Origin of the sequence: Breoghania corrubedonensis, assembly GCF_003053845.1 — a bacterium.
In the GTDB taxonomy this organism is placed as follows: domain Bacteria; phylum Pseudomonadota; class Alphaproteobacteria; order Rhizobiales; family Stappiaceae; genus Breoghania; species Breoghania corrubedonensis.
The window spans coordinates 89,256-110,904 of the sequence record NZ_QAYG01000001.1 but is presented as its reverse complement, the minus strand read 5'-3'; the positions used below and the strand labels follow the sequence as shown (position 1 = coordinate 110,904).

Sequence of the window (21,649 nt, the reverse complement as noted above, 5' to 3'; positions counted from 1 at the left end):
GCCATTTCGTTTGAACGGCTTCTGAAAATTCTAATCGCCCGCAGAAAAGCGAAAAACAGAAGCAAAACTATGAAATCAGGGGCTTCGACCTGCGGCATGGCCTCGATGCCGGCAGGGCCGCGCAGGTGTCGCGCGGCCCTGTCATGTCTCCTCACGCGATCCGGGTCAGCCTTGCCGGCAGACCATGACGCACGGCCGTGCCGGAGACCGGATCGACCCACACGCCCGGGTTCGTCGTGCGGGTGGGGTCCAGCATTCCGATATCGTTCAAGAGCACCCCGGCGCCGATGCCTTCGTCGGCCTCCCAGACCTGATCGTCGATGCGGATCTCGCTGGCGCCGAAGGCCCGGTGGCCGAAGCCGTGCATGATCGCGACCACGCCCGGAGCCACCCCGTCGCGCACCACCACCACGGTCTCCAGGCTTCCCCCCGGTGTCGTCAGCCGCACCCGGTCTCCGGTTTTCAGTCCGTTTTGTGCGGCGAGACCGGTCCCGACCAGGGCCGGGTTGCTGGCCACGATCCGGCGAAGCGCCGGCGCGCCGATGGAGTAGGAGTTCTGCAACGGCGACTTGAAGCTGACGACCTGCACGGGCCAGTCGGCCGCCGGATAGTGCGCGCTGACCTTGTCGCCATTGGTGAATTCCGGCTCGCGCCAGGCCGGCGTCCCCGGCATCTTCCGGCCGGTCGTCGCCTGGCGGAACGTGCCCAGCGTCTCGTTGTAGACAAACATCGGCGCCTTGAACGGATGGGCGGCCTTCTCGCCCTTGTAGGACTTGTCGATATTCTCGTAGCGCCCGCCCTTGGCGTAGATCGTGGCGGCCTTGCGCCATTCCTCCTCGGTGAGAACCGCCTTCAGGTCCTCCACGATCCGGCTCACGCCGGACAGGGCAATGTCGTCGTCGCTGGCGTCATTCACCGGGCTGCCGCCCACATAGGCAACGTTCGCGGCCCCGCGCAGGAACCAGTCCTCCGCCCGGTTGAGCGGATGGAGCTTGCCATCCGCATCCGGAATGGCCGCATCGCCGAAGCCCGGCAGGTTCATGGCTTTGGCCGTGGCGATGAGGAAGCTCTCCAGGCCGATGGGCTGGCCGTCCGGGGTCTTGTCGGCCTTTGAAGGGATCACCGGCCAGCGCGCGGTGGTCGCCTTGGTGGCCACACCGCCCCACGGCTGGGTGAAGCCCCATGTCTCGTACATCACCGAATCCGGCACGATATAGTCGGCGATCGCCCCGCTTTCGTTGATGAACGGGTCGATGGAGATGATCAGCGGGATCACCTTCGGGTCCTTCAGCCGGTCCATCAGGTGCTCGATGCCGGGAATGCCGTAGACCGGATTGGTGTTGCGAAAGATCAGCGCCTCAAGGGCGTACGGATAGCCGTTGACGGCGGTCGAAATCCATTCCGTCGCCAGCCCCGGCGCGTTCGGATACCACGGGCCGTCGGCGGTATAGGGCTTGCCGGCCGCCTTCTTGCGCTTGAATTCCGAGGTCTTTTCGAAGGGAATGTTGCGGCCGATGGGTACGCCCTTGGCCTTGACCATGCCGGGGAACTTGGCGAGGTCGTAGCGCGGGCCCTTCTGGTCCGGATACCAGCCGCCCGAAACCATCGTGCCGCCCTTGAGGTTCAGGTTGCCGATGAGCGTGTTCAGCATCATCAGCGCATAGGCGTTGTAGAAGCCCGAACCGTTCATCATGCCGCCGTGCGAATTGACCGCCGCCTTGCGCCCGTGAGCGGTGAGCTCCGTGGCGAGTGCCACCAGCCGCGCCTCGGGAATGCCGGTGATGTTGGCGTAGTCGGCCATCGAACGCGACAGCGCCTCTGCGCGCAGCAGCGACAGGGAAGTCGCCACGCGGACGGCGCCGGCCGGCATCTCGACCACATCGTCGAAGAACAGCGGGGCAGGGGCCTCGTCCGGAACCACGGGGCCTTCATCGCCTGCGACCAGAACCGGATCGCCTTCGCCATAGGCCTCGCCGTCAAAGGCAAGCCCTATGTCGGAGGCATGCAGGAAATGGCCGTGGCGCGGATGGTCCGGCTCGGTGATGACGAGATGCGTGGCGTTGGTCCAGCTCGCCTCGCCGGCCTTTTCCGCCGCCTTCTGGCTCGGCTGGGCGAGGTAATCGGTGTTGATGCGGTCGTTCTCGAACATCCAGCGCATCAGCGCCATGGCGAGCGCGCCGTCGGTCGCGGGCCGGATCGGCAGCCAGTCCACCCGCTCGCCGGAAGCCTCGCTTTGCGAATTGTTGAGGACCGGATCGACGACGACGTATTTCAGCTTGCCGTCGGCGCGTGCGGACGCCACCAGATTGCCGACCCGCTTGAACGGATTGCCCGCATTGCCGGGTGCGGTGCCGACGAACAGGATGAACTCCGCCTCTGCGAAATCGGGCTTGGCATGCGGCATGGCCTTGAAGTCGCCAAACATGGCGCCGGAACCGGAGCGGTAGGCGCCGCCACAATAGGAGCCGTGGCGCACGAAGTTGTTGGAGCCGAAGCCCTGCTTCAGCCACCTGAGCACCAGCCCGTCGCGCCCGTCATTGACGCAGTTCATCAGCGCAAGCCGGTTGGCGCGCGGGCCGAACTCGGGCGCTTGCGGGTCGATCGGCGTCTTCAGGTCGCGGATTTCCCTCAGCCCCGCGACCTTGCCCTCGCCGAAGAGATCGCCGCCCTCGACCACTTCCCGGACGAGCTGGTCGAAGGAGATCGTCTGCCATTGTCCGCTGCCGCGCGGGCCGACGCGCTTCAGCGGCTTCAGCACGCGGCGCGGATTGTCCACCTGCTGCAGCACCGCGTTGCCGCGCCCGCAGGCGGTGGAGCGGAACTTCATGCCGTCCTTTTCGCCCACCTGCGCCATCGCCTTGAAGCTGTCGCGCACGGAGGTCTCGAAGGGAAGGTAGGGGTCCGTGCTCATCGGGCTGTAGGGATTGCCCGCCACGCGCAGCACCTTGCCCGTCCGCTTGTCGATGCGCACACGCACCCCGCACTGGGTGGTGCAGCCGATGCACTGGGCGTAGCTGAGCTGCTGGTCGGGGTTGAGGATCACCTCGCCCGTTGCCGGATCGATCCGGTATTCCGGTTCCGGCGCGTTGCCCGTCAGGTCCTTGCGCGGCTTCTCGCCGGCCCAGGCGCCGCTGACGAGCTTCCTGCCTGTTTCCGCATATCCGGCTGCGAAGGCAGCCAGCGAGCCGACGGCGGCAGCACCCTTGAGAATGGTACGGCGGGAGGTCATGGCGTTTCTCCTCAGCTCTGGCTGGCTGCGCGGCGGGCGGGGGCGGCGTGCCGCTCTGGCGTGCCGGCCCGGGTCCAGGGGATGAAGGTGGTGAAGGCGATGATCAGGAATATCCACAGGCCGAAGGTTCCGATCACGCCCATCAGGCTGTCGAGCCCGTGCGGCAGCAGCGCGTCATAGAGGCCGCTGCCGACCTTGGGCACCGACTGTCCGCCCATGAACACGGTCCAGCGGAACATCCAGGCCGCGTGCACGGCGATGAGGCCGGTGAGGAGCCCTGTGCCGGACGGCTTCAGAAGCGCGATGGTGAAGGGACAGGCAACGGCGAGTACCGCCCACAGCGCGACATGCCGCCAGACAGGATAGCCCGCGACCGATTGCAGGGCCTCGGCGATGACCGGATCGATGCCGGTGAGCCCGAGCGCGAACCAGATCGCGCCGATGAGCCCGACGACGGCGAGCGCCGCCACTAGCGCGCGGTTCAGGTACGTCTCCATGGTCCGCTCCCGCAACATCAGGGCATTGAGGACCAGCATGACGCCGATGCTCGCGACGAAACCTGTCGCCAGGAACTGGAGCGGCAGCAGCGGGGTGTTCCACAAGGGCCGGGCCCGCACCACGAAGACCTCCGCCCCCGTGTAGGTCATGACGGCGAGGGCGAGCAGGGCCGCGGCCACGCCGATCGCGGGCGTGAAGGCATTGCCGCTGCCCTTGAGGCTCAGGAGCCGGAACAGCCAGGCGAACCGCCAGTGTCCTTCAGAAAGCTCCGCAAGCTGCGGCCGGTAGGCGGCCCAGGCATAGAGGATCAGGGCCGCCACATAGGAGGGAACGATCCAGGCGCCCCAGGCCATCCAGGAAGAGGGCTGGAAATAGGCGTAGAAATGCCAGAACCGGTTGGGCTCGTGCAGGTCGGCCAGAAGGGCAATGGGGGCGGTGATGCCGGTCGTCACTGCCGTCAGCATGGCGAGCCGGGCCAGCGGCAGGCGGTTTTCGCGCCGCAACACGAAGGCCGGCAGCGTGAAGAAAAGGGCGGTGGCGCTGGTTGCGATCAGGAAGAAATACTGCACGGCCCAGGGCTGCCACACGGCGGCATGGTTGGCGCCGACGAGTTCGTGGATCTGGAGGTCCATCACGCGTTCTCCTCTTCCAGCTGGGTGAACGGCGGGTGATAGGCGGCCTCGCCGGTAACCCGCCCCGACAGCGCCTGATCGAGGCCGATGTAGAAGACATTGGGATGGGTCTTCATTTCCGGCCTCAGCACCGCGACGGCGTTTTCCGCCAGAAGCTTGGAGACCACGCTGTCGGGATCGTTCAGATCGCCGAAATTGCGCGCGCCGCCGACGCAGGTTTCAACGCAGGCCGGCAGCAGGCCGGCAGACGTGCGGTGGAAGCAGAAGGTGCACTTGTCCGCGACCTGGGTTTCCTCGTTGATGAAGCGCGCATCGTAGGGACACGCCTGCACGCAGTAGCCGCAGCCCACGCAGCGGCTGGCATCGACCAGAACCTCGCCGGTGCCTTCCTGCTTGAAGGTCGCGCCCACCGGGCAGACGGGCACGCAGGCCGGCTCGTCGCAGTGGTTGCACAGCCGCGGCAGCATCGCCATGGCCGGATCCTTGCCTTCGCGCACGATCTCGTAGACCGACACATGGGTGCGGAACGCGCCCTCCGGCACGTCGTTTTCCATGATGCAGGCAACGGTGCAGGCCTGGCAGCCGATACATTTGCGCAAGTCCACGACCATGCCGTGATGCGGCCCCTTTGCGGCTGCAGCGCCAGCGGTGTCCGTGGCAGAACGGGCGGGCGAGGAGGCACCCGCCACACTGGCGGCGGCCCCCATGGTCACCGTGCCGATCGACCTTAGAAAGTCACGTCGGTTCGTAGCCATGACATCTGATCCCCATTTCGGTCAGGTGTCAGGCTAGATCGGTGGCGCGAAGGAGATAATCGGCTCTCACCCCTAACGGATTAGGGGTTTACCCCGAGGTTTGGGCGGAAAGGCGTGTGGTGTCAGCCGAAGCAGCCGAAGTTGCCGCGGCAGCCGCCGGAGCTGAAGCGGCCGCCGCAGCTTAAGTAGCCGCAGCTCTCCCGCCTCCCTCGATGTCATCCCGGCCGACGCGCAAGCGGAGAGCCGGGACCCGGTAATCGGGATATCGGGGCTTGGCGGGATGGCCGATCACGACGGTTTTTCTCCCCGGCCAATACCGCAAACGGCAAAGGTTACTGGGTCCCCGCTTTCGCGGGGATGACATCGAATGGTGGGCAGAATCGAGCGGACGGGGCCGCCCTTATCCCGCAAGCGTCACGTCCACCCGGCCTCCATCAGCTTGCGCACGAATTCCGCCGCCGAGCCGGCGTTCAGCTTTTCCATGGCGTTGTGGCGGTGGATCTCCACGGTCTTCATGGAGATGCCGAGCTCGAAGGCGATCATCTTGTTCTGCTTGCCGGCCATCACCGCGCGCGCCACCTCCCGCTCGCGCGGGGTCAGGCTCGCAACCAGCGAGCCCACGTCCGTCTTCGCCCGCTGCTCCGCCTGGCGCCTGTCGCAAAGCCGCAGCGCCTCGTTGATGCGCTCCAGGAGGTCCATGCCGTTGACCGGCTTTTCCACGAAGTCGTAGGCACCCGCCCGCATCGCGCGCACCGTCAGCGGCACGTCGCCGTGCCCGGTGATGAAGATGACAGGCAGCAGGCACCCGCGCCGGTTCATCTCGTCCAGCAGTTCAAGCCCGGTCATGCCCGGCATGCGCATGTCGAAGAGGCAGCAGCCTCTGACGTCCGCGTCGAATTCGGCGAGGAAGGTCTCCGGCGCGGCAAAGCTCAGGATCTCCAACCCGAGCGAGCCGAGCATGAAGGCGAGCCCGTCGCGCGCCGCCTGATCGTCGTCGACGATGTAGATGGTTGCGCTAGCCGCCATCGGTTTCTCCATCTTTGCAGGCGGCGACGGCGCGGGCTGCCGCGTCCGCCGCCGGCAGCCAGAAGGAAACGCGCGTTCTCCCCCCGGCCACGCGTTCGGCCCAGAGCCGGCCGCCGTGGGCCTCCATGATCGACCGGCTGAGCGCCAGCCCCAGGCCGATGCCTTCGGTCTTCGTGGTCAGGAACGGCTCGGCGAAACGCGCCAGAACCGCGTCGCTCAACCCGCCGGCCGTATCCTCCACGCAAAGCTCCGCGCCCGCCCCCTGCCATGTGGTCGTGATCCGGATCAGGCATGTCCTGCCCGCCTCCTGCGCCTTCAGCGCATCGACCGCGTTCTGCACCAGATTGAACACCACTTGCTCGATCTGCACCCGGTCGGCGAGAACCATCGGCAGGTCGGGGGCAAGCGCGATCTCGACCGCGATCCCCGCGCGCGAGGTCGTGGCGCCGAACACCACCTGGCAGTCCTCCACCAGCCGGTTGAGGTCCACATCCTCCGGCTCGCTCTGGTGCTTGCGCACGAAGGCGCGGATGCGCTGGACGACCTTCGCCGCCCGCTGGGCTTGTTCCACGATCTGCCCGGCCGCCAGGCGCATGTCGTCCTTCGTGAACGTGCCCTTGTCGATCCTGAGCAGGCAGCCCTGGCCATAGGTGGCGATGGCGCCGAGCGGCTGGTTGAGCTCGTGGGCGATCGCGGTTGCCATTTCGCCGAGGATCGACAGGCGGGCGACGTGCTCCAGCTCCCGCTGGCGCTGCTGCGCGCTGGTTTCCGCCTTCTTGCGCTCGGCCATCTCGTGCAGCAGCGTTTCGTTGGCCTGCGCCAGCGCTCTGGTGCGGTTGCGCACCAGCGTTTCGACGCGCACGAAATAGAGCCCCCAGCACAACAGCCCGACGCCGGCAATGATGAACCAGTCGCGGTAATCATCAAAGAATTCGCGCACGCTGATCCGCCCGGTGCGGGCATAGGGGCCTATCCTCAGTTCCCGGAACACCTCCAGCACCGGCTGGTAGTCGAGCGGCACCGTCCATGTCCGGTGGCCTTCGCCGTCGGGAATGGAAAGCAGCACCTGCGCCACCTTCTTGGCGAGCGCCGGATCGGTGGCCTTTGTCTTGGCAAACGGCCAGTTGGGATAGATGCGGCTTGAAAGCTTGCAGGCAACCTCGCTCTGCTCGCGAAGGCCGATGACGCGCAGCGCGCCGTAGCGGTCTGGCGCCTGCGCCTGCAGGCTCTCCAGCAGGCAGCCCCTGAGAACGCCGGCATCCGCCTTCCCGGCAAGAACCGCCTCCGCCACATTGGACATGGGATTGCCCATCTCCATCAGCCGCACCCCGTCGGGCGGGTCGATGCCGAGCGCATGCAGTTCCCGCCACACCAGCTGGAAGCCGCCGAAGGCGTTCACGGAGTTGATGGCAAGCCGCTTGCCGGCGAGATCGGCAAGGGAGGCGATGTCGGGCGAAGCGGTGAAGACCGCCGAGGCGACCGGCGGCCCGTTTTCCAAAGTGGCGATCCGGCTGACCTTGTAGCCGTATTCAAGAACCGCGTACTGGCCGGGATTGGTGATGATGAAGGCGAGCTCGCCCTTCGCCAGAGCCTTGGTCATTTCCGGGATTGTGAGGGCGACGAGTTCGAACGTCTGCCCGGGCAGGGCCTCGTTCAGCACGGCGATCGTGTCGGCCCATGTGGCAATGGCCTGGCGCTCGCCCATGTAGTTGAGCACGCCGACCTTCAGCGGGGCAGGGGCCTCTGCCGGAGCCGCCCGCAAGTGTCCCGGCCAGGCAAGCAGCAAGAGCAGGAGAAGGAGCGGGCGAAGGGCGTTCATTTCGGCTCATTGAGAGGGAAACGGCTGCGGCACGATAGCCGCGAAACGCCGCGTCGGCTTTGAGGAAGCGCACGGCCTGTGCGACATCACCGCAATATCACGAAAGGCCCTTCAGGCGCACGCGTCTCAAGGCCGCCGCGTGCCCCAGGCATTGCCCAACCGTTTGAAGGAACAAACGGGCGAACGGCGGATCGCTGTTTCCTGCGCCTGAAGCGTCGCGCGCAACGCTTTGGCCTGAGCCTTCACATCATCAATGGTCATGCGGATTTCTCCGCTTCGAAGGTCCGCGCGCCATCGATACGCAGCGCGTTGCGTCCGATCATCACGGCGAGTGTCAGAATGATCGCGTCCGCCATCGGGAAGGCGAACCAGATGCCCCGCACCCCGAAAACGGCGGAAAGCGTCAATATGATCAAGGGCGTCAGCAGCCACGGTTTCACCAGAGTCAGCGCCGCCGTTCGCCCCGGCTGACCGAGAGCCTGGAAATACAGCGCCAGCACAAGGACAGGGCCGGACGATGCGTAGAGAAGCATCATCGGCCGCAGTATCTTCGCCACGGCATAGATCACCGCGGGGTCGTTGCTGAACCAGCCGCCGAGGGTGCTTCCCGCAAACACGCCCACCACAACCACCGTAAGGCACCACAGGAAAGCGGCCCCGATTGCCAGCCGCAACCCGGCCTGCGCCCTGTCGTTGCGCCCCGCGCCGGCATTGTTGCCGGCAATGCTCTGCGTTGCCAGCGCGATTGCCATTTGCGGCAGGAAGGCAAAGCCCAGAAGCCGGGTCACCACGCCATAGGCAGCGATCAGGGCGGCATATTCCGCCCCGGCCCGAAGCCGCAGCGACAGCATGACGGCGCTGGCGACCACGGCGATGCCGATGAAACTGAGGCACAGCGGCAGGCCAAGGCGAACGATCCGCGACCACGCCTCAAGCCAGCTGTGCTTGCGCAAGACGGACAGCGGCAGGAGCTTCCTGCTGCGTCCCCTCACGCCAAGAACCAGCGCCAGTCCAAGCGCTTGCGCCGCGACCGCGCCGAGAGCGGAGCCGGAAATTCCCAGACCAAGCACAACGATTGCCAGCCAGTTCGCGCCGATGTTGAACAGATTGACCAGAACGGAGAGCACGGCAACCAGACCGGCCCGTCCCTCGTTGCGCAGGGCGTCGGCATGCAGGCCGAGCACCAGTTGCGCCGGCGCGCCAAGGATCATGATCCGCAGGTAGTCCTGCGCCTGGTCGGCGACGTCCGCGTTGCCGGCGGCCATGGACTGGACGAGCGCGGTACCGACCACCGCCCACAGCACGGCGAGAGCGACGGAGATCGCCAGCACGAGCCCATGCGCCCCGGCAAAGACGCGTCCGGCGGCCGCGCGCTCTCCGGCCCCCAGATGCCGCGCCATCAGGCTCGACATGCCGCCGCCGGCAAGCGTCGTCAGCGCCGAAAGCACCATGACCACCGGAAAGGCCAGACTTACGGCCGCGAGTGCGTCGGAGCCGATGAAGTGGCCGACGAAAATACCATCGACGACAGCAAGAATGCCGCCCATCGACATGACCACGGCCATGGGAACGGCGTTGGAAAGAAACAGCCGCCCGACAGGGGCGGTCAGAAAAGGATTAGCGTGTTGTGCAGCATGCCCCATAGACATCGCTCACTCCTCTTGCGAGGCATTTCGAGATGGATGGAGCCTGCGTTGCCACCGCGCGAAATGCTTCGAGGGTGAGGTCGTCCTGGCAGATCCGGGCTTCACCGTGACTTGCGTCCGCAGGCGGCAGGTGCCGGAACCTAGGCCGCAGCTCATAGGCGAAAGGGGGCTATCGGGTCAACCGTTGTCTGGCGCCGGCACGGCGACCGGTATGCAGCATCGGTCCACGCCGGTGACATCAGGTGCGTTGAGGCATTCTACAGTCCCCTCGGTCTGCCCGAATTGGGGCGAGGCGTCATGCGCCAGAATCGGCGGAGCCCGCCCCGTTCTCGAAAATATGCAATGAATCCAGGTCTCTTGCGAGAAGAATGTTCCCCGCACGCGCAGGGATGAACCGTTCTGGCGGAAGGAACCGCACCCCTTCGGGCGCCAAATCCGGAAACCCAAGCAAAATCATGTACTTTTAGGGCTCTGCCGGACTTCGCCGGACAGTTTGGGAAGGGCAAATGGTGCCGGGTTCCCTTCCGCACCCGACCTCTCGCACAGCTCAAACAGACGGGGGGGCTGTTGGAAAGTTGCGGCACGGCCGCTTCCAATCGTCGCAATCTTACAAAAAAGCCTCTTAAAATTGCAGATTGGCGATTTTTTTCGCTTTCGGTCATCGACTTTCGGTCCCGGACCGGGTTTCTAGTCCGCCAGCGCGAGCCGGTTACGTGATGATCTTTTCCCTGTGCCGGCGCCAATTCACACCACTACATCCGTTTCGGCTCCAACAGGGCCGTTCGGCACGCCAAAAGCCCACAGGATCGATTCATGAACGCTCCGCGAGAAAAGTGGCATTCCCGCATCGGATTTATCGTCGCCGCTGCCGGCTCCGCCGTCGGCCTCGGCAATATCTGGAAGTTTCCCTACATCACCGGCGAGAACGGCGGAGCCGCTTTCCTCCTGCTCTATCTGGCGATCGTCTTCACCCTCGGCCTGTCCCTGCTGCTGGCTGAGGTCGCCGTCGGCCGTGCCAGCCAGAGCGATGCTCTGTCGGCCTTCCAGGTGCTCGGCCACCGGGGGTGGACCGTGGTCGGCGCAATCGGCCTTTCGGTCGCCTTCCTGATCCTGTCCTTCTATTCCGTCATTGCCGGCTGGACGATCGCATATGTGATCAAGTCCGCCGACGGAGCCTTCACCGGGCTTGACATTGGCGGGATCGGAAACTCCTTCGCCGACTTCATCTCCGACCCCTGGCAGCCGTTGATCTATCAGGCGGTGTTTGTCGCGCTTACCGTGTTTGTGGTGCTGAAGGGCGTCGCCTCCGGCATCGAGCGGGTCAGCAAGATCCTGATGCCGCTTCTGTTCGTGATCCTGCTCGCCCTTGTCGCGCGTTCGCTCACCCTGCCGGGCGCACAAGCCGGCGTGGACTTCTTCCTGTCGCCGGATTTTTCCAAGATCAACGGCAGCGTCTTCATGGCAGCCCTTGGTCAGGCCTTCTTCTCGCTCTCCATCGGCATGTCGGCGATGCTGACTTACGGCTCGTATATCGACCGTGAGACCCGCATCGGCCGCTCGGCCTGGTACATCGTCTCCCTCGACACGCTGGTTGCGGTGCTGGCCGGTCTCGCCATCCTGCCGGCGGTCTTTGCCTTCGGCCTCGACCCGAAGGCCGGCCCCGCACTGACCTTCATCACCTTGCCGACGGTGTTCCAGGCAATGCCTGGCGGCGCGATCTTCGGACCTGCCTTTTTCGTTCTGCTGCTGATCGCGGCGCTGACCTCGTCGGTCTCGCTGCTCGAGCCGCTCGTGGCCTTGTTCCGCGACCGCGGTTTCGCGCGCGCGCCCACGACCATCGCCATCGGTTCCGTCACCTTCCTGCTTGGCATCCCGTCCTCGCTGTCGCAAGGCGTCTGGGCCGACTTCAAGCTGTTCGGCATGAGCTTCCTCGATCTGCTCGATTTCCTGACCTCCAACATCATGCTGCCGATCTCCGGCCTGATGCTGGCGATCTTCGTCGGCTGGGTGATGGGGCCGCGGGCCGCCGACGAGGTGACGATGGATGGCGAGCATCCCGGCATCCTCTTGACGCTGTGGATCTTCATCCTGCGCTTCGTTGCCCCGCTGGCGATCCTGGCGATCCTCATCAATGGCCTGATGTAAGGAGGTCGCGGCCGCACCGGGAGGGCGGCCGCGACCCGGCTCCCCAATGAGGAGAGGCGCCAGAGGCGGGAGCCGGTCGGTTGGACGAGGAGAAAAAAGGCCGCCGCCGTCGCTCCGTTTTTGCGGCTTGGGGGTGGGCCTTGATTTGGCGGATTTGCGTGTTGTCGAGGGCATTTGTTGGTATCGGCGTTGGTGCCTGAGGCTCGATACCAGCAAAATTTCCGGATGACAGTGGACGGAACCGCACGCCTTCGGACGCAAGATCCGGGAAAATCGAGTGAAATCAGAGGCTTTTCGGGCTCTGTCGGACTTTGCTGGACTGTCTGGGAAAGGCAAATGGTGCCAGTCCTGGAATCGATGTCCGGGGACCGGCATTCTCTAACAGGGATCGCGTGGACGGCATGCCCGGCTGCAGGTTACGATAATGCGTCATGTGAAGTGGAGCGGCGGATGTCGGAGACATCTGGCATCTTGAAGCCCATCGCAGTTCGCCCGTATTGGGGTGAGGCATCTTGCTCCTGAATTGGCGGTACGCGCCCGGTCTTTGAAAATATGCAATGAATCCAATTCTCTCTGGGAAGAGTGTTCCCCGCATGCGCGGGGATGAACCACCGAAGTGAACAGCCGCAGAATGAAGGTCGTCAAACCGGACGGGAAAGAGCTGTCAAACCCGGGGGCTTGCGCAATGATGCAAGACGAGAAAACTAGACTTATCAAGGGGATGTATGGTGCCCAGGGGCGGAATCGAACCACCGACACGCGGATTTTCAATCCGCTGCTCTACCAACTGAGCTACCTGGGCCTCTCCCGGGCCGGATCGCCAATCGGCGGAGCCCTGAAAGTGGGCGTTTTATAGAGAACCCGTTCGCGCCTGTCCAGCCGGCTCTTGCGATTTTCCAAGCCTTCGCGTCGCCGCCCCGCGAAAACCTGCCATCCCGGCGCGCTCCATTTCCCGGCCACAGCCATTTTCCATGTCACATGAAAGGTTTGTGCCGCCTCTCTTGCCTGTTGGCAGGCTGTGGAAAGGGGGCCGCGAGTCCGCAAAAGCGCCGATTCGGTCCGGCCTCACGCGGTGCTGGTCAGCGCTGGCCCATGAATGTACCGGCCGCCTGGTAGTCCCCGCTCGTCTCGGTGTAGGAGAAGGCCCCCAGCACCCCGGCCGCCACGTCGCTCGGGCCTGCGGCGAAGGAGCCGTGCGCGGTGAATGTCGCGCCCCCGGCGGTGTTCGTTCCCTGGAAGCGGTTGATCGCCGTGTCGTCGAGCACGGTGTCCGCGATCGCGGTGGTTGCGGAGAACCGGCCTCCATCGAAGTCATTGATGGAAAGGGCTCCGTTGCGCGCCGCGAAGTTCCAGTTCACCTCCAGCGAGCCGGATGCCAGGTACTTCGACGTGATACCGCCGGCGGTGTTGACGACGTTGCCCACGGCATGACCGGTATAGGTCGCGGAGGTGTCGCCCAGATCCCTGATGGAGGCCGCGCTCGGCAGGTCGCCGGCAACCCACGTCGCAAGGTGGAAGTAGTCGCGGCGCTTGTCGTCGCTGCCGAAGTCGATCGGATCGTCCCCCGTCGCGCCGCTTTCCAGCCGCGCGCCCCAGTAGCCCCAGTGCATGAAGGCGCAGGCGCACTTTTGCGGTGCGCCCGGATTGTCGGCGCTGTGAAAGAGCGCTGCGTCGGCGCCGGACACCGCATTCGCGGAAAAGAAGTAATTCTGCGACGCGGAATCGGTCGATTGCGTATACGACGTGTCGTTCAGATAGTTATCAGTGTCCCAGTAGTTCAGTCGGTTGCGAGATGTATTGGGGTTTTCGACCGCCGCATAGGTATCGTTGTCGATATAGGCGTTGCCGCCGTTCAGCGTATTGGTGTCCTCCGCGATTTCATACTGAACACCTTGGCCGAAGGCGAATTCGAATGACCCGATGCCGGTGAATTCCGGACTGCCGCCTCCGGCGGTGTTGACAAACTGGGTCGCGAGACCGGCATCCAGGATACCAATCTCTGCGCCGACGGTGTTGTTCGTCGCATCGAACTGGACGACGAGATCAAGCGGATCGATTCCGGTGAAGGCTGTGGCGTCCGTCGTCACGCTGCTCTCCAGTACGCCGGCGCCATAGCCCAGCAGCGTGCCCGTGCCGCGATAGGCGTCGTAGTCGGACTTGAGCGCCTTCGTCTTCAGGCTCGCCACGTGGATGGTCCCGAAAGCTTCGTTGAGAGAGGCTGCGGGATCGGCCGAGCTGTCGCCGAAGGCGCCGTTACTGGCGGCGTCGTAGCCGAGGACGATATTGTCGGCATCCGTCCCGAAGATATGCGCGCCCGCGCCGTTGGCGAGCGACGAGAAGCTGCCGGCGGAAGCGGTCGCCGCCGTTTCCGCCGCCCGCACGCTGCCGCGCCGCGTGCCGGTGAGCCTCCATGCGCCTTCGCCGTCTTCCTGCGCGATGTCGCCGGCGATGACCGACGCGGCGGCCTGCTGCGTCACGCCGGTTCCATCGATCAGGAAAGAGACATCCAGGAATTTCGGGTTATTGGTGGCGATGTCGTCCGGCTCCACCACGATCAGACCGCTTGTATGCACCTTCCGCAGGAAGTCGTCTCCCAGCGCGTCGACGGTCGTCTTCGACACCATGAAGAGATTGCTTTCGTACGGGTCGGTGCCGTAACGCGCCTGGTTCAGCATCTCGCGCGGATCGCCGGAAAGCGCGTAGGTGCGGATATGCGCATCCTCCTCGTCCTGAGTGTAATATTGCGAGAAATCCGTTTCCTTTCCGCTCAGGAAATAGATCGGGTTTCCGCCGTCGAGATAGCTCAGGCCCGAGGTCCCGCCTGTCGCCGATCCCGGCTTTGCGGTGCTGCGGCCCACGGTCTGTTCGGGAAACAGGGCGGCGAATGTGAATTGCTGCGGCCCGCTCCACAGAAAGCCCGCATGGGTGATGCCGTCTGCGGACGAGAACGCCTGCGACGGCAGGGTTCCCGCAAAGGTATCGCTATTGGCTGCCCAGGGGGCGGGGTCTACCTCCACCGAACGTCCCGTGACGAACCAGAAGGCGCTCCCCGTCGAGGGCTCCATGCCGATATCGGCAAGGCCCACGGGGATCGTGTAGGACGCACCATCGAGCTCGATCGCGGCGGTCGCGACCGTTCCCGTGCCGAGCCCGGAATAGATCGCCCCCTCGAACAGGTTGACCGTCAGCGTCCTGTCCGTGTCGCTGCCGCCCCCCAGAAGGCCGTCATGTCCCGGATCGCTCACCGTGGTGGCGCTTGCGCGAAGATCGGCCGTACCGGCCCCGGAGGTCGTTGCGCCGCCCACCACATAGCTCGTCCCTGCGCTCAGCACGCGAAAGAGCGCGGGGCCGAGCGGGGTTGGCATGCGCGGCTTGATCGTGTCCTTGTTGGCTTCGTTCGTCTCGTTGCCGCCGGTATCGACATCGTTGGCCCGCGAGGCCAGGACCACGTTCGGCTTCGGCGGCGGCGTGGTGGCGGAATAGCCGAGCCCGGAATTGTTCCGGGAAACGCCCTTGGCAACATCGCCATCGCCGGGCTTGCGGTGCGCTCCGCCGGACTGGCCCGGACGGCTGACGAGCTGGCTCTGCACGCGGCCAAGATCCTGCGGCCGGGTGCGGCGCACCAGCACGTCGCCCCCGCCCGGCTCCATCGTGTAGCCGCGCGCGAAGATCCGCCCATGCGCGCCGTTCGGTCCGTCAAAGGTCAGCTCGTCGCCGAAGATCAGCGAGAAGGTGGGGGTGTCACCCGACATGTTGATGTTGGCGATGCCGCCGCGAATGCCAATCGTGCCGACCGGGGTCTTGACGGAAACGCCGCCCGGTTTCTTGGAGAGGCGTCCGCCGACGAAGCGGGCAACGCCCCTGGAAAAGCTCGCGACCAGTTTTCCGCTGCCGGCGGCCGGGTCGTAGACGAATTCGTCGATGACGAGATCGGAGTTGGGCCCGACCGTGAAGGTGGAGCCGTCGACCAGCAGCACCTGGACAAGGCCCGCCCCCTGCGTCTGGATGCGCTCGCGGTGGATGATGGTGTCGCCCAGAACCAGCGTGCGGGGGGAAGCACCCGGCGGTGTGCCGCGCGCATTCGGGTTGACGGCGGCCGTCACGCCGACCTCGGGTGCTCCAAGGGCCGGGAAGCCGACGGAAAGTGCAAGACCGACCAATGCCGTCGCCGCGACGCGTATGCTCGCATTCGCGCCGCATGAAGCGAGCGGGTAAAGCGCCGTGGAGCGCGCCCGGGTCGTGGGGATGGTTGCTGGTCTCATCACATTTCACTCCCGTGCATGGCGGTTCCCTCCGGCCTCCACCGGGGGGCGCCGCTCAGAACTTCTTCATGACTGACACACTCACCGAGCCGTTGGCGTAGTCGTCCGTGGGATAGTTGGAAACGGCGCGGCGGTATTCGCCCGTCATCATCAGCGCCCAGTCCTCGGCGACGGGCACCGTCAGCGTGCTGCGCAGCCAGTATTCGTCGTCTTTTTGAGAGTCGGCGGCATTGATCGCGCTGTCGGGCACGTCGTACCAGCGCGCGACATAGCCGGCGTCGAGATCGACGAACCAGGCCTGCTCAACCACCTTGAGGGGAGACGCGAATGTCTTGCGCAGCCCGGCGCTGACACCGGCTTCGAAATAGTCCTCAGCGTCGGTTTTGGTGTCTTCGCGCGCACCCGACACGGCGCCGCGCACGGCCAGGCCGGCGGTCAGGAAATAGGTGTAGGCGAGCTGGCTGGAAATCCGGTAGCCGTTGCGGTCGGAAACGCTCGGATAGGTCGGGCTGTCGTTGAACCAGCGGCGGCGGAACTCGCTCTTGCTCTCCAGCCTGGAGCGGATGCGGGGAAGCCAGGCGAGGCGTGCGCCGGCGCCGAGTGTGCCGGAATAGTTGGCCTCATCAAGACGCACCCCGCCGAGAATGGCATAGACGCCGAGCCGCGCCTCGTCCCAGCCGAACCGCGCCATGTTGAATGACGGCCCGACGGTTACCTCGGCGATCTCGGTATGAAGGCGGCTCAACTCCGCGTAACGCGCGCCGTAAAACAGGAGGTCCGCTTCCAGCAGGTCGCCCTGGCGGGCCAGATCGTAGGAAACATGGGCGGTGGTGGCCAGGTAGGCATTGAAATCAGACTGGCTGACAGCGCTTTCGTTGAGAAGGAAATCGAGCCCGTTCAGCGTTACGGAGCGATCGCCCGGCGCGGCATTGGCATTGGATTGCCAGCGCGCGCCGACGATGACGGCGGCGGAGAACTTGGCGGGCGCCTGCGCCTGCGCGATCCCGGCCTGATAGATGTTGACGCGTTCGCGCACCTCGCGCGGCACGTCGGGTGCGGAAACGGCGGCGTCGAAATATTGCTTCGCCACGTCGAAGGCGCCGAGGCGATAATAGAGGACGCCGAGTTCCAGCTGCACGCGCGGCAGGCCCGGGGCGTAGATCAGCATGCGTTCCAGCGTGGAAATGGCGGCTTCGAAGTCGCCGGCCCTTGCGGAAAGCGCCGCATAGGAGAAGGCGATGTCGAGATTGTCCGGTTCGGCCAGCATCGCCCGCAGCAATTGCTGGCGCCGGACTTCCAGATCGCCGGCATCCCCCATTTTCGGTGCGTTGGCCTGAGGTGATTGCGCATTAACGGGCAGGGCGGGAAGGCAAAGGACCCCGGCCGCGAACATGCCCAGAAATAGAACCTTTGCCGCGGCCGCCCCTAGCCGTTGCATCATGGTCACCTCGTTGCGCTGGAACGCATCCATGAGGCCAATGAGCCGCGCAAAGAGTCAATCGGGATGACGCTAGGGAATTTATATATATGCCAAGTTGTGTCGATTTGTGTCTTCGCGGACACAGGTTGCATGGCCAATAGGCAACGCCAGCGGTTAAACCGCTGTTTTATATGGTATCCGTATCGTCGGTATCGACATCGTCAAGTTCGACAGCGGGGATGGCATAGCCGCCGGATAACCACCGGTTGAGGTCGACGTCGGCACACCGCTTCGAGCAGAACGGGTAGTACTTTTCGATCGAGAGCTTGCTGCAATTGGGACAGGGGCGCGGCGGCCGGGGCATATCCTCGCGGCCATCGTCGTTCTGGTTGGTTGTCATGCGTTCTTCGCTCTGGTGACGTTTTGCGGGGTGCGTACCCCTGTGGCCTGATGGTCAGAGGGCACGCGATGCGCTGCTCCCCTGGAACGGTCCCGAGGCGCGCGGCATCGCGACGGCCCCTATTCGGTGAGGGCCAGGGTATCGGCCCAGTTTTGCCGTACCGGATAGTCCGCTCCGGCGAGCATCGAAACCGTTTCGTAGACCGGCAGGCCCACGACATTGGTATGGGAGCCCACGAGCTTTACCACGAAGGCGCCCGCCATGCCCTGTATGGCGTAGCCGCCCGCCTTTCCGCGCCATTCGCCGGAGGCGAGGTAGTCCTCGATCTCGGCTTCCGAGAGCCGCTTGAACCGCACCCGCGTTTCAACCAGCCTGGTGCGCGTGCCGCCGCCCGCCGTTGCCACGCACACGCCCGTATAGACGCGATGCGCGCGACCCGACAGCAGTCTCAGGCAGCTTTCCGCCTCGTCGCGCAGCTCCGCCTTGGGCAGGATGCGGCGACCGACCGCGACCACCGTATCGGCGGCGAGCACGATGGCCCCCTCGTAGTCGGCATCCACCTCGAGCGAACGACGGACAACTTCCGCCTTTGTGCGCGCAAGCCGGTTGGCGAGCGCGCGCGGCGTCTCTCCCCGGGTTGGCGCTTCGTCGATATCGGCGGGAAGCAGATAATCCGGCTTGATGCCGACCTGTTCAAGCAGTGCCAGCCGCCGCGGCGACCCGGATGCGAGAACGAGCTTTTTGCGATCCGTCATCGGCAGCAACCGTCATGGCCGCGAAAGGCCGCACTGAGGCGGCCTTCGGGCGAACCTTATTTGAAACGATAGGTGATGCGACCCTTGGTCAGGTCGTAGGGCGTCATTTCGACGAGCACGCGGTCGCCGGCGAGAACGCGGATGCGGTTCTTGCGCATGCGGCCAGCGGTGTGGGCAATGATCTCGTGGTCGTTTTCAAGCTTCACGCGAAACGTCGCGTTGGGCAGAAGTTCCGTGACCGTACCCGGAAATTCCAAGACTTCTTCTTTCGCCATGCGGTTTCCTGGCTCTCCTGTTCGATCGTGCAGATCCGGCAAAAAGTGGAAACCGGCGTTCTCGTCGAGATCTGCAAGAAGCAATTTTGTTGGCGCGTCCGAGGTTCGATGAACGACCCTGGAGCGCATTTGTGCGCGCGAACCTAGCGGATTGAATGGGGAAAGTGAACAGGCCATAAACATTGCTCAAGCAATGCGGCATTGCAACGCGTGCAGGGCCGGCGCCCGCTATATCCCTCGTGTATCCGTTCGCTTCCTTCCTGTGCCGGTTTTCGCCCCGATTTCCGCCCCGATTTCCGTCAGCCCGTCATGGTCTAGCCGGCCGGTGTCGGCCGCCAGTTCAGGCGTTTCTTGATCCGCGCAACGAGCTGGTCGCGCACCGCGCGATAGGCGTCGAGAATCTGTTCCCGGCTGCCTGTGGCCACGGTCGGATCGGCTGTCGGCCAGTATTCCACATCAAGTGATTCCGTCCGCGTCAGTTCCAGCGCCCAGTGATGGGCCTCGGGAGCCAGCGAAACCACCAGATCGAAATTCGTGTCTTCCAGTTCCTTGACCGTATGGGGCTCATGGCTGTCGATGTCGAGTCCGATCTCCGCCAGCACAGCGTCGACAAAGGGATCGCGCTCGCCTTTGCGCACGCCGGCGGAGGCGATGTAGATGCGCTGGGGAAAGAGCTGCTTCGCGATCGCCGCGGCCATGGGCGAGCGAACGGCATTCATGCCGCAGACGAAGAGGATGGCGCTGGGCAACGGCTCCGGCGTCACCACCATCTTCAGCCTTTCCGGTAGAGCGCGCAGATAAGTGTGAACAGCCGGCGCGCCGTTTGGTGGTTGACCTCGATCTTGCCCGTCAGTCGCTCCGCCAGCAGTACCGACCCTTCGTCGTGTACCCCGCGCCGGCCCATGTCGATTGCTTCGATCTGGCTTGGCGTGGCGGTTCGGATGGCGGCGTAGTAGCTCTCGCAGATCAGGAAATAGTCCTTCAGGATCCGGCGGAAAGGCCCCAGCGACAGAACGTGGGTGACAACCGCGTCGCCATTCTCCCGTGTTACGGTGAAATGCAGCCGCTTTTCGATGACTGCCAGCGTCAGGTGATAGGGCCCGCCGGCCTCGTCGCCGACCGGTTCGAAATAATTGTCATCGATCAGGTCGAAGATCGCGACCGCGCGCTCATGTTCGATGTCGGGCGAGGACCGCTCGATCGACGTCTCGTCGAGCCTCACCTCACTGAGGCGGGCTCGCTCCTGACGTTCTTCCTGCGCGCACTCTTCGGTCATGCCAATCCTGTCACGCTACGGCCGGTCCTGGCGGCACCTTGCGCGTCAGGGCCGGAAGCCAAGCCTGCGTGAGCCTATTGCGAACGTACCGGTGCAATCCAGTGCGTTTTCGACACGCAAGGCCCCATAATCGGGGGCGACGGTGTCTCGATCAAGCCGGCTGCGATGCCGGCACCTACAGGTTGAGCCGCACCGCGACCGAGCGGCCGTGCGCATCGAGCCCTTCTTCCTCGGCAAGCCTGATGGCGGCCGGTCCGATCTGGCGCAACGTTTCGGCCGAGCATTTCAGGATCGAGGTGCGCTTGACGAAGTCGAGCACCGAAAGCCCGGAGGAAAACCGCGCGGAGCGTGCCGTCGGCAGCACGTGATTGGTGCCGCCCACATAATCTCCGACAGCCTCGGGCGTATACCGGCCAAGGAACACCGCGCCGGCGTTGCGCACCTTGTCCAGCATGCTTTCCGGATCGGCCACCGCCAGTTCCAGATGCTCGGGCGCGATCCTGTCGGTCAGCGGCACGGCCTCGGCCAGGTCGCGCACGACAATGGTTGCTCCAAAGTCGCGCCAGCTCGCTCCCGCGATGTCGCGCCTCGGCAGGGTGGAGAGCTGCCGGTCGACAGCCTGTTCCACGCTTGCCGCGAGGTCGGGCGAGTCCGTGATCAGGATCGACTGCGCCGAGGCGTCGTGCTCGGCCTGGGCGAGCAGATCGATCGCCAGCCAGTCGGGATCGTTCTCGCTGTCGGCCACCACCAGCACTTCCGAAGGCCCGGCGATCATGTCGATGCCGACCGTGCCGAACACCTGGCGCTTTGCAGCCGCAACGAAGGCATTGCCGGGACCGACGATCTTCGCCACGGGAGAAATCGTCTCGGTGCCGTAGGCGAGCGCGGCGACGGCCTGTGCCCCGCCGATGCGATAGATCTCGGACACGCCGGCAAGCCGGGCGGCGGCCAGAACCAGCGGATTGAGCGCGCCGTCGGGGCTCGGCACCACCATGACGATGCGTTCCACGCCCGCGACCTTGGCCGGAACCGCGTTCATCAGCACGGAACTGGGATAGGAAGCCGTGCCGCCGGGCACATAGAGCCCGACGGAGGCGACCGCCGTCCACTTGGAACCGAGTTCCACGCCGATCGGATCGGTGTAGCGGTCGTCTTCGGGCATCTGGCGGGCGTGGTGGGCCCAGATGCGGTCGCGCGCGAGCTCCAGCGCCCGCATCGTCTCTTCGTCCACTTCGGCCACGGCGGCATCGACTTCCGCGACGCTGATGGCGATGCCGGTCTTGTCCAGATCGAGCCGGTCGAAGCGCAGGGTGTAGTCCTTCACGGCCGCATCGCCGCGCTTGCGCACATCCGCGATGATGGCGCGCACGGTATCGTCAACGTCTTGGGAAACCTCGCGTTTGGCGGCGAGCAGTTCGCAAAAGCGGCGTTCGAAATCCTCGTCGGCCGACGTCAGGCGGATGGCCACAGCGTGTGTACTCCTGAATGGATAGGGGCGCGCCAAGGCGCTT

General features: G+C 64.9%; 16 protein-coding genes and 1 tRNA gene. 1 reads left to right on the top strand and 16 read right to left on the bottom strand.

Going from position 1 to position 21,649, the window contains the following annotated elements; translation table 11 throughout:
- Positions 1-151 precede the first annotated feature (151 nt).
- The 7 genes from C8N35_RS00555 to C8N35_RS00530 form a co-directional block, all read right to left on the bottom strand.
- Positions 152-3,229, bottom strand: a complete 3,078-nt coding sequence (locus tag C8N35_RS00555; RefSeq protein ID WP_107987697.1) for a molybdopterin dinucleotide binding domain-containing protein — start codon at positions 3,227-3,229, stop codon at positions 152-154.
- Positions 3,230-3,240: 11 nt separating this feature from the next.
- Positions 3,241-4,359, bottom strand: a complete 1,119-nt coding sequence (gene nrfD / locus C8N35_RS00550; RefSeq protein WP_107987696.1) for an NrfD/PsrC family molybdoenzyme membrane anchor subunit — start codon at positions 4,357-4,359, stop codon at positions 3,241-3,243.
- Entirely contained in the window at positions 4,359-5,114 is a 756-nt protein-coding gene (gene dsrO / locus C8N35_RS00545; protein ID WP_107987695.1) for a sulfate reduction electron transfer complex DsrMKJOP subunit DsrO, read from the bottom strand. The genes nrfD and dsrO overlap by 1 nt, the downstream gene beginning before the upstream one ends.
- Before the next feature lie 414 nt (positions 5,115-5,528).
- A complete protein-coding gene (locus C8N35_RS24340; RefSeq protein ID WP_107987694.1) occupies positions 5,529-6,140 on the bottom strand; it encodes a response regulator transcription factor in 612 nt (203 codons plus the stop codon).
- Entirely contained in the window at positions 6,130-7,959 is a 1,830-nt protein-coding gene (locus C8N35_RS00535) for a sensor histidine kinase (protein ID WP_107987693.1), read from the bottom strand. The genes C8N35_RS24340 and C8N35_RS00535 overlap by 11 nt, the downstream gene beginning before the upstream one ends.
- Before the next feature lie 126 nt (positions 7,960-8,085).
- Positions 8,086-8,220 (bottom strand): hypothetical protein, encoded by a 135-nt coding sequence (locus tag C8N35_RS24335; protein WP_281261759.1) that lies wholly within the window; start codon positions 8,218-8,220, stop codon positions 8,086-8,088.
- Positions 8,217-9,608: an MATE family efflux transporter gene (locus C8N35_RS00530; RefSeq protein ID WP_107987692.1), complete on the bottom strand. Its 1,392-nt coding sequence runs from the start codon at positions 9,606-9,608 to the stop codon at positions 8,217-8,219. Before C8N35_RS00530 ends, C8N35_RS24335 begins: the two co-directional genes overlap by 4 nt.
- 810 nt (positions 9,609-10,418) lie before the next feature.
- On the opposite strand from C8N35_RS00530, the gene C8N35_RS00525 reads away from it, so the two are divergent.
- Entirely contained in the window at positions 10,419-11,750 is a 1,332-nt protein-coding gene (locus C8N35_RS00525) for a sodium-dependent transporter (protein ID WP_107987691.1), read from the top strand.
- Between the two features lie 726 nt (positions 11,751-12,476).
- Here the strand turns inward: C8N35_RS00525 and C8N35_RS00520 are convergent.
- From C8N35_RS00520 to hisD, 9 genes are all read right to left on the bottom strand, one after another.
- Positions 12,477-12,552: transfer RNA gene (locus C8N35_RS00520), tRNA-Phe, on the bottom strand.
- A 277-nt stretch (positions 12,553-12,829) separates the two neighbouring features.
- Complete coding sequence (locus tag C8N35_RS00515) at positions 12,830-16,012, bottom strand: FecR family protein (RefSeq protein WP_107987690.1); 3,183 nt, start codon at positions 16,010-16,012, stop codon at positions 12,830-12,832.
- Positions 16,013-16,067: 55 nt separating this feature from the next.
- Positions 16,068-17,453: a tetratricopeptide repeat protein gene (locus C8N35_RS00510; protein ID WP_170121971.1), complete on the bottom strand. Its 1,386-nt coding sequence runs from the start codon at positions 17,451-17,453 to the stop codon at positions 16,068-16,070.
- Positions 17,454-17,619: 166 nt separating this feature from the next.
- A complete protein-coding gene (yacG, locus tag C8N35_RS00505) occupies positions 17,620-17,832 on the bottom strand; it encodes a DNA gyrase inhibitor YacG (RefSeq protein ID WP_107987688.1) in 213 nt (70 codons plus the stop codon).
- A 119-nt stretch (positions 17,833-17,951) separates the two neighbouring features.
- On the bottom strand, positions 17,952-18,587 hold the full coding sequence (locus C8N35_RS00500; RefSeq protein WP_107988981.1) for a Maf-like protein: 636 nt from the start codon (positions 18,585-18,587) through the stop codon (positions 17,952-17,954).
- Positions 18,588-18,643: 56 nt separating this feature from the next.
- Positions 18,644-18,862 carry a translation initiation factor IF-1 gene (gene infA, locus C8N35_RS00495; protein ID WP_107987687.1) on the bottom strand — a complete coding sequence of 73 codons (219 nt, stop codon included), beginning with the start codon at positions 18,860-18,862 and terminating at the stop codon, positions 18,644-18,646.
- Between the two features lie 314 nt (positions 18,863-19,176).
- Positions 19,177-19,632, bottom strand: coding sequence for an arsenate-mycothiol transferase ArsC (locus C8N35_RS00490; protein ID WP_107987686.1), 456 nt, complete (start codon positions 19,630-19,632; stop codon positions 19,177-19,179).
- Between the two features lie 2 nt (positions 19,633-19,634).
- Positions 19,635-20,138, bottom strand: a complete 504-nt coding sequence (locus C8N35_RS00485) for a UPF0262 family protein (RefSeq protein WP_107987685.1) — start codon at positions 20,136-20,138, stop codon at positions 19,635-19,637.
- Positions 20,139-20,313: 175 nt separating this feature from the next.
- Positions 20,314-21,606, bottom strand: coding sequence for a histidinol dehydrogenase (gene hisD / locus C8N35_RS00480; RefSeq protein WP_107987684.1), 1,293 nt, complete (start codon positions 21,604-21,606; stop codon positions 20,314-20,316).
- Positions 21,607-21,649: the final 43 nt, after the last annotated feature.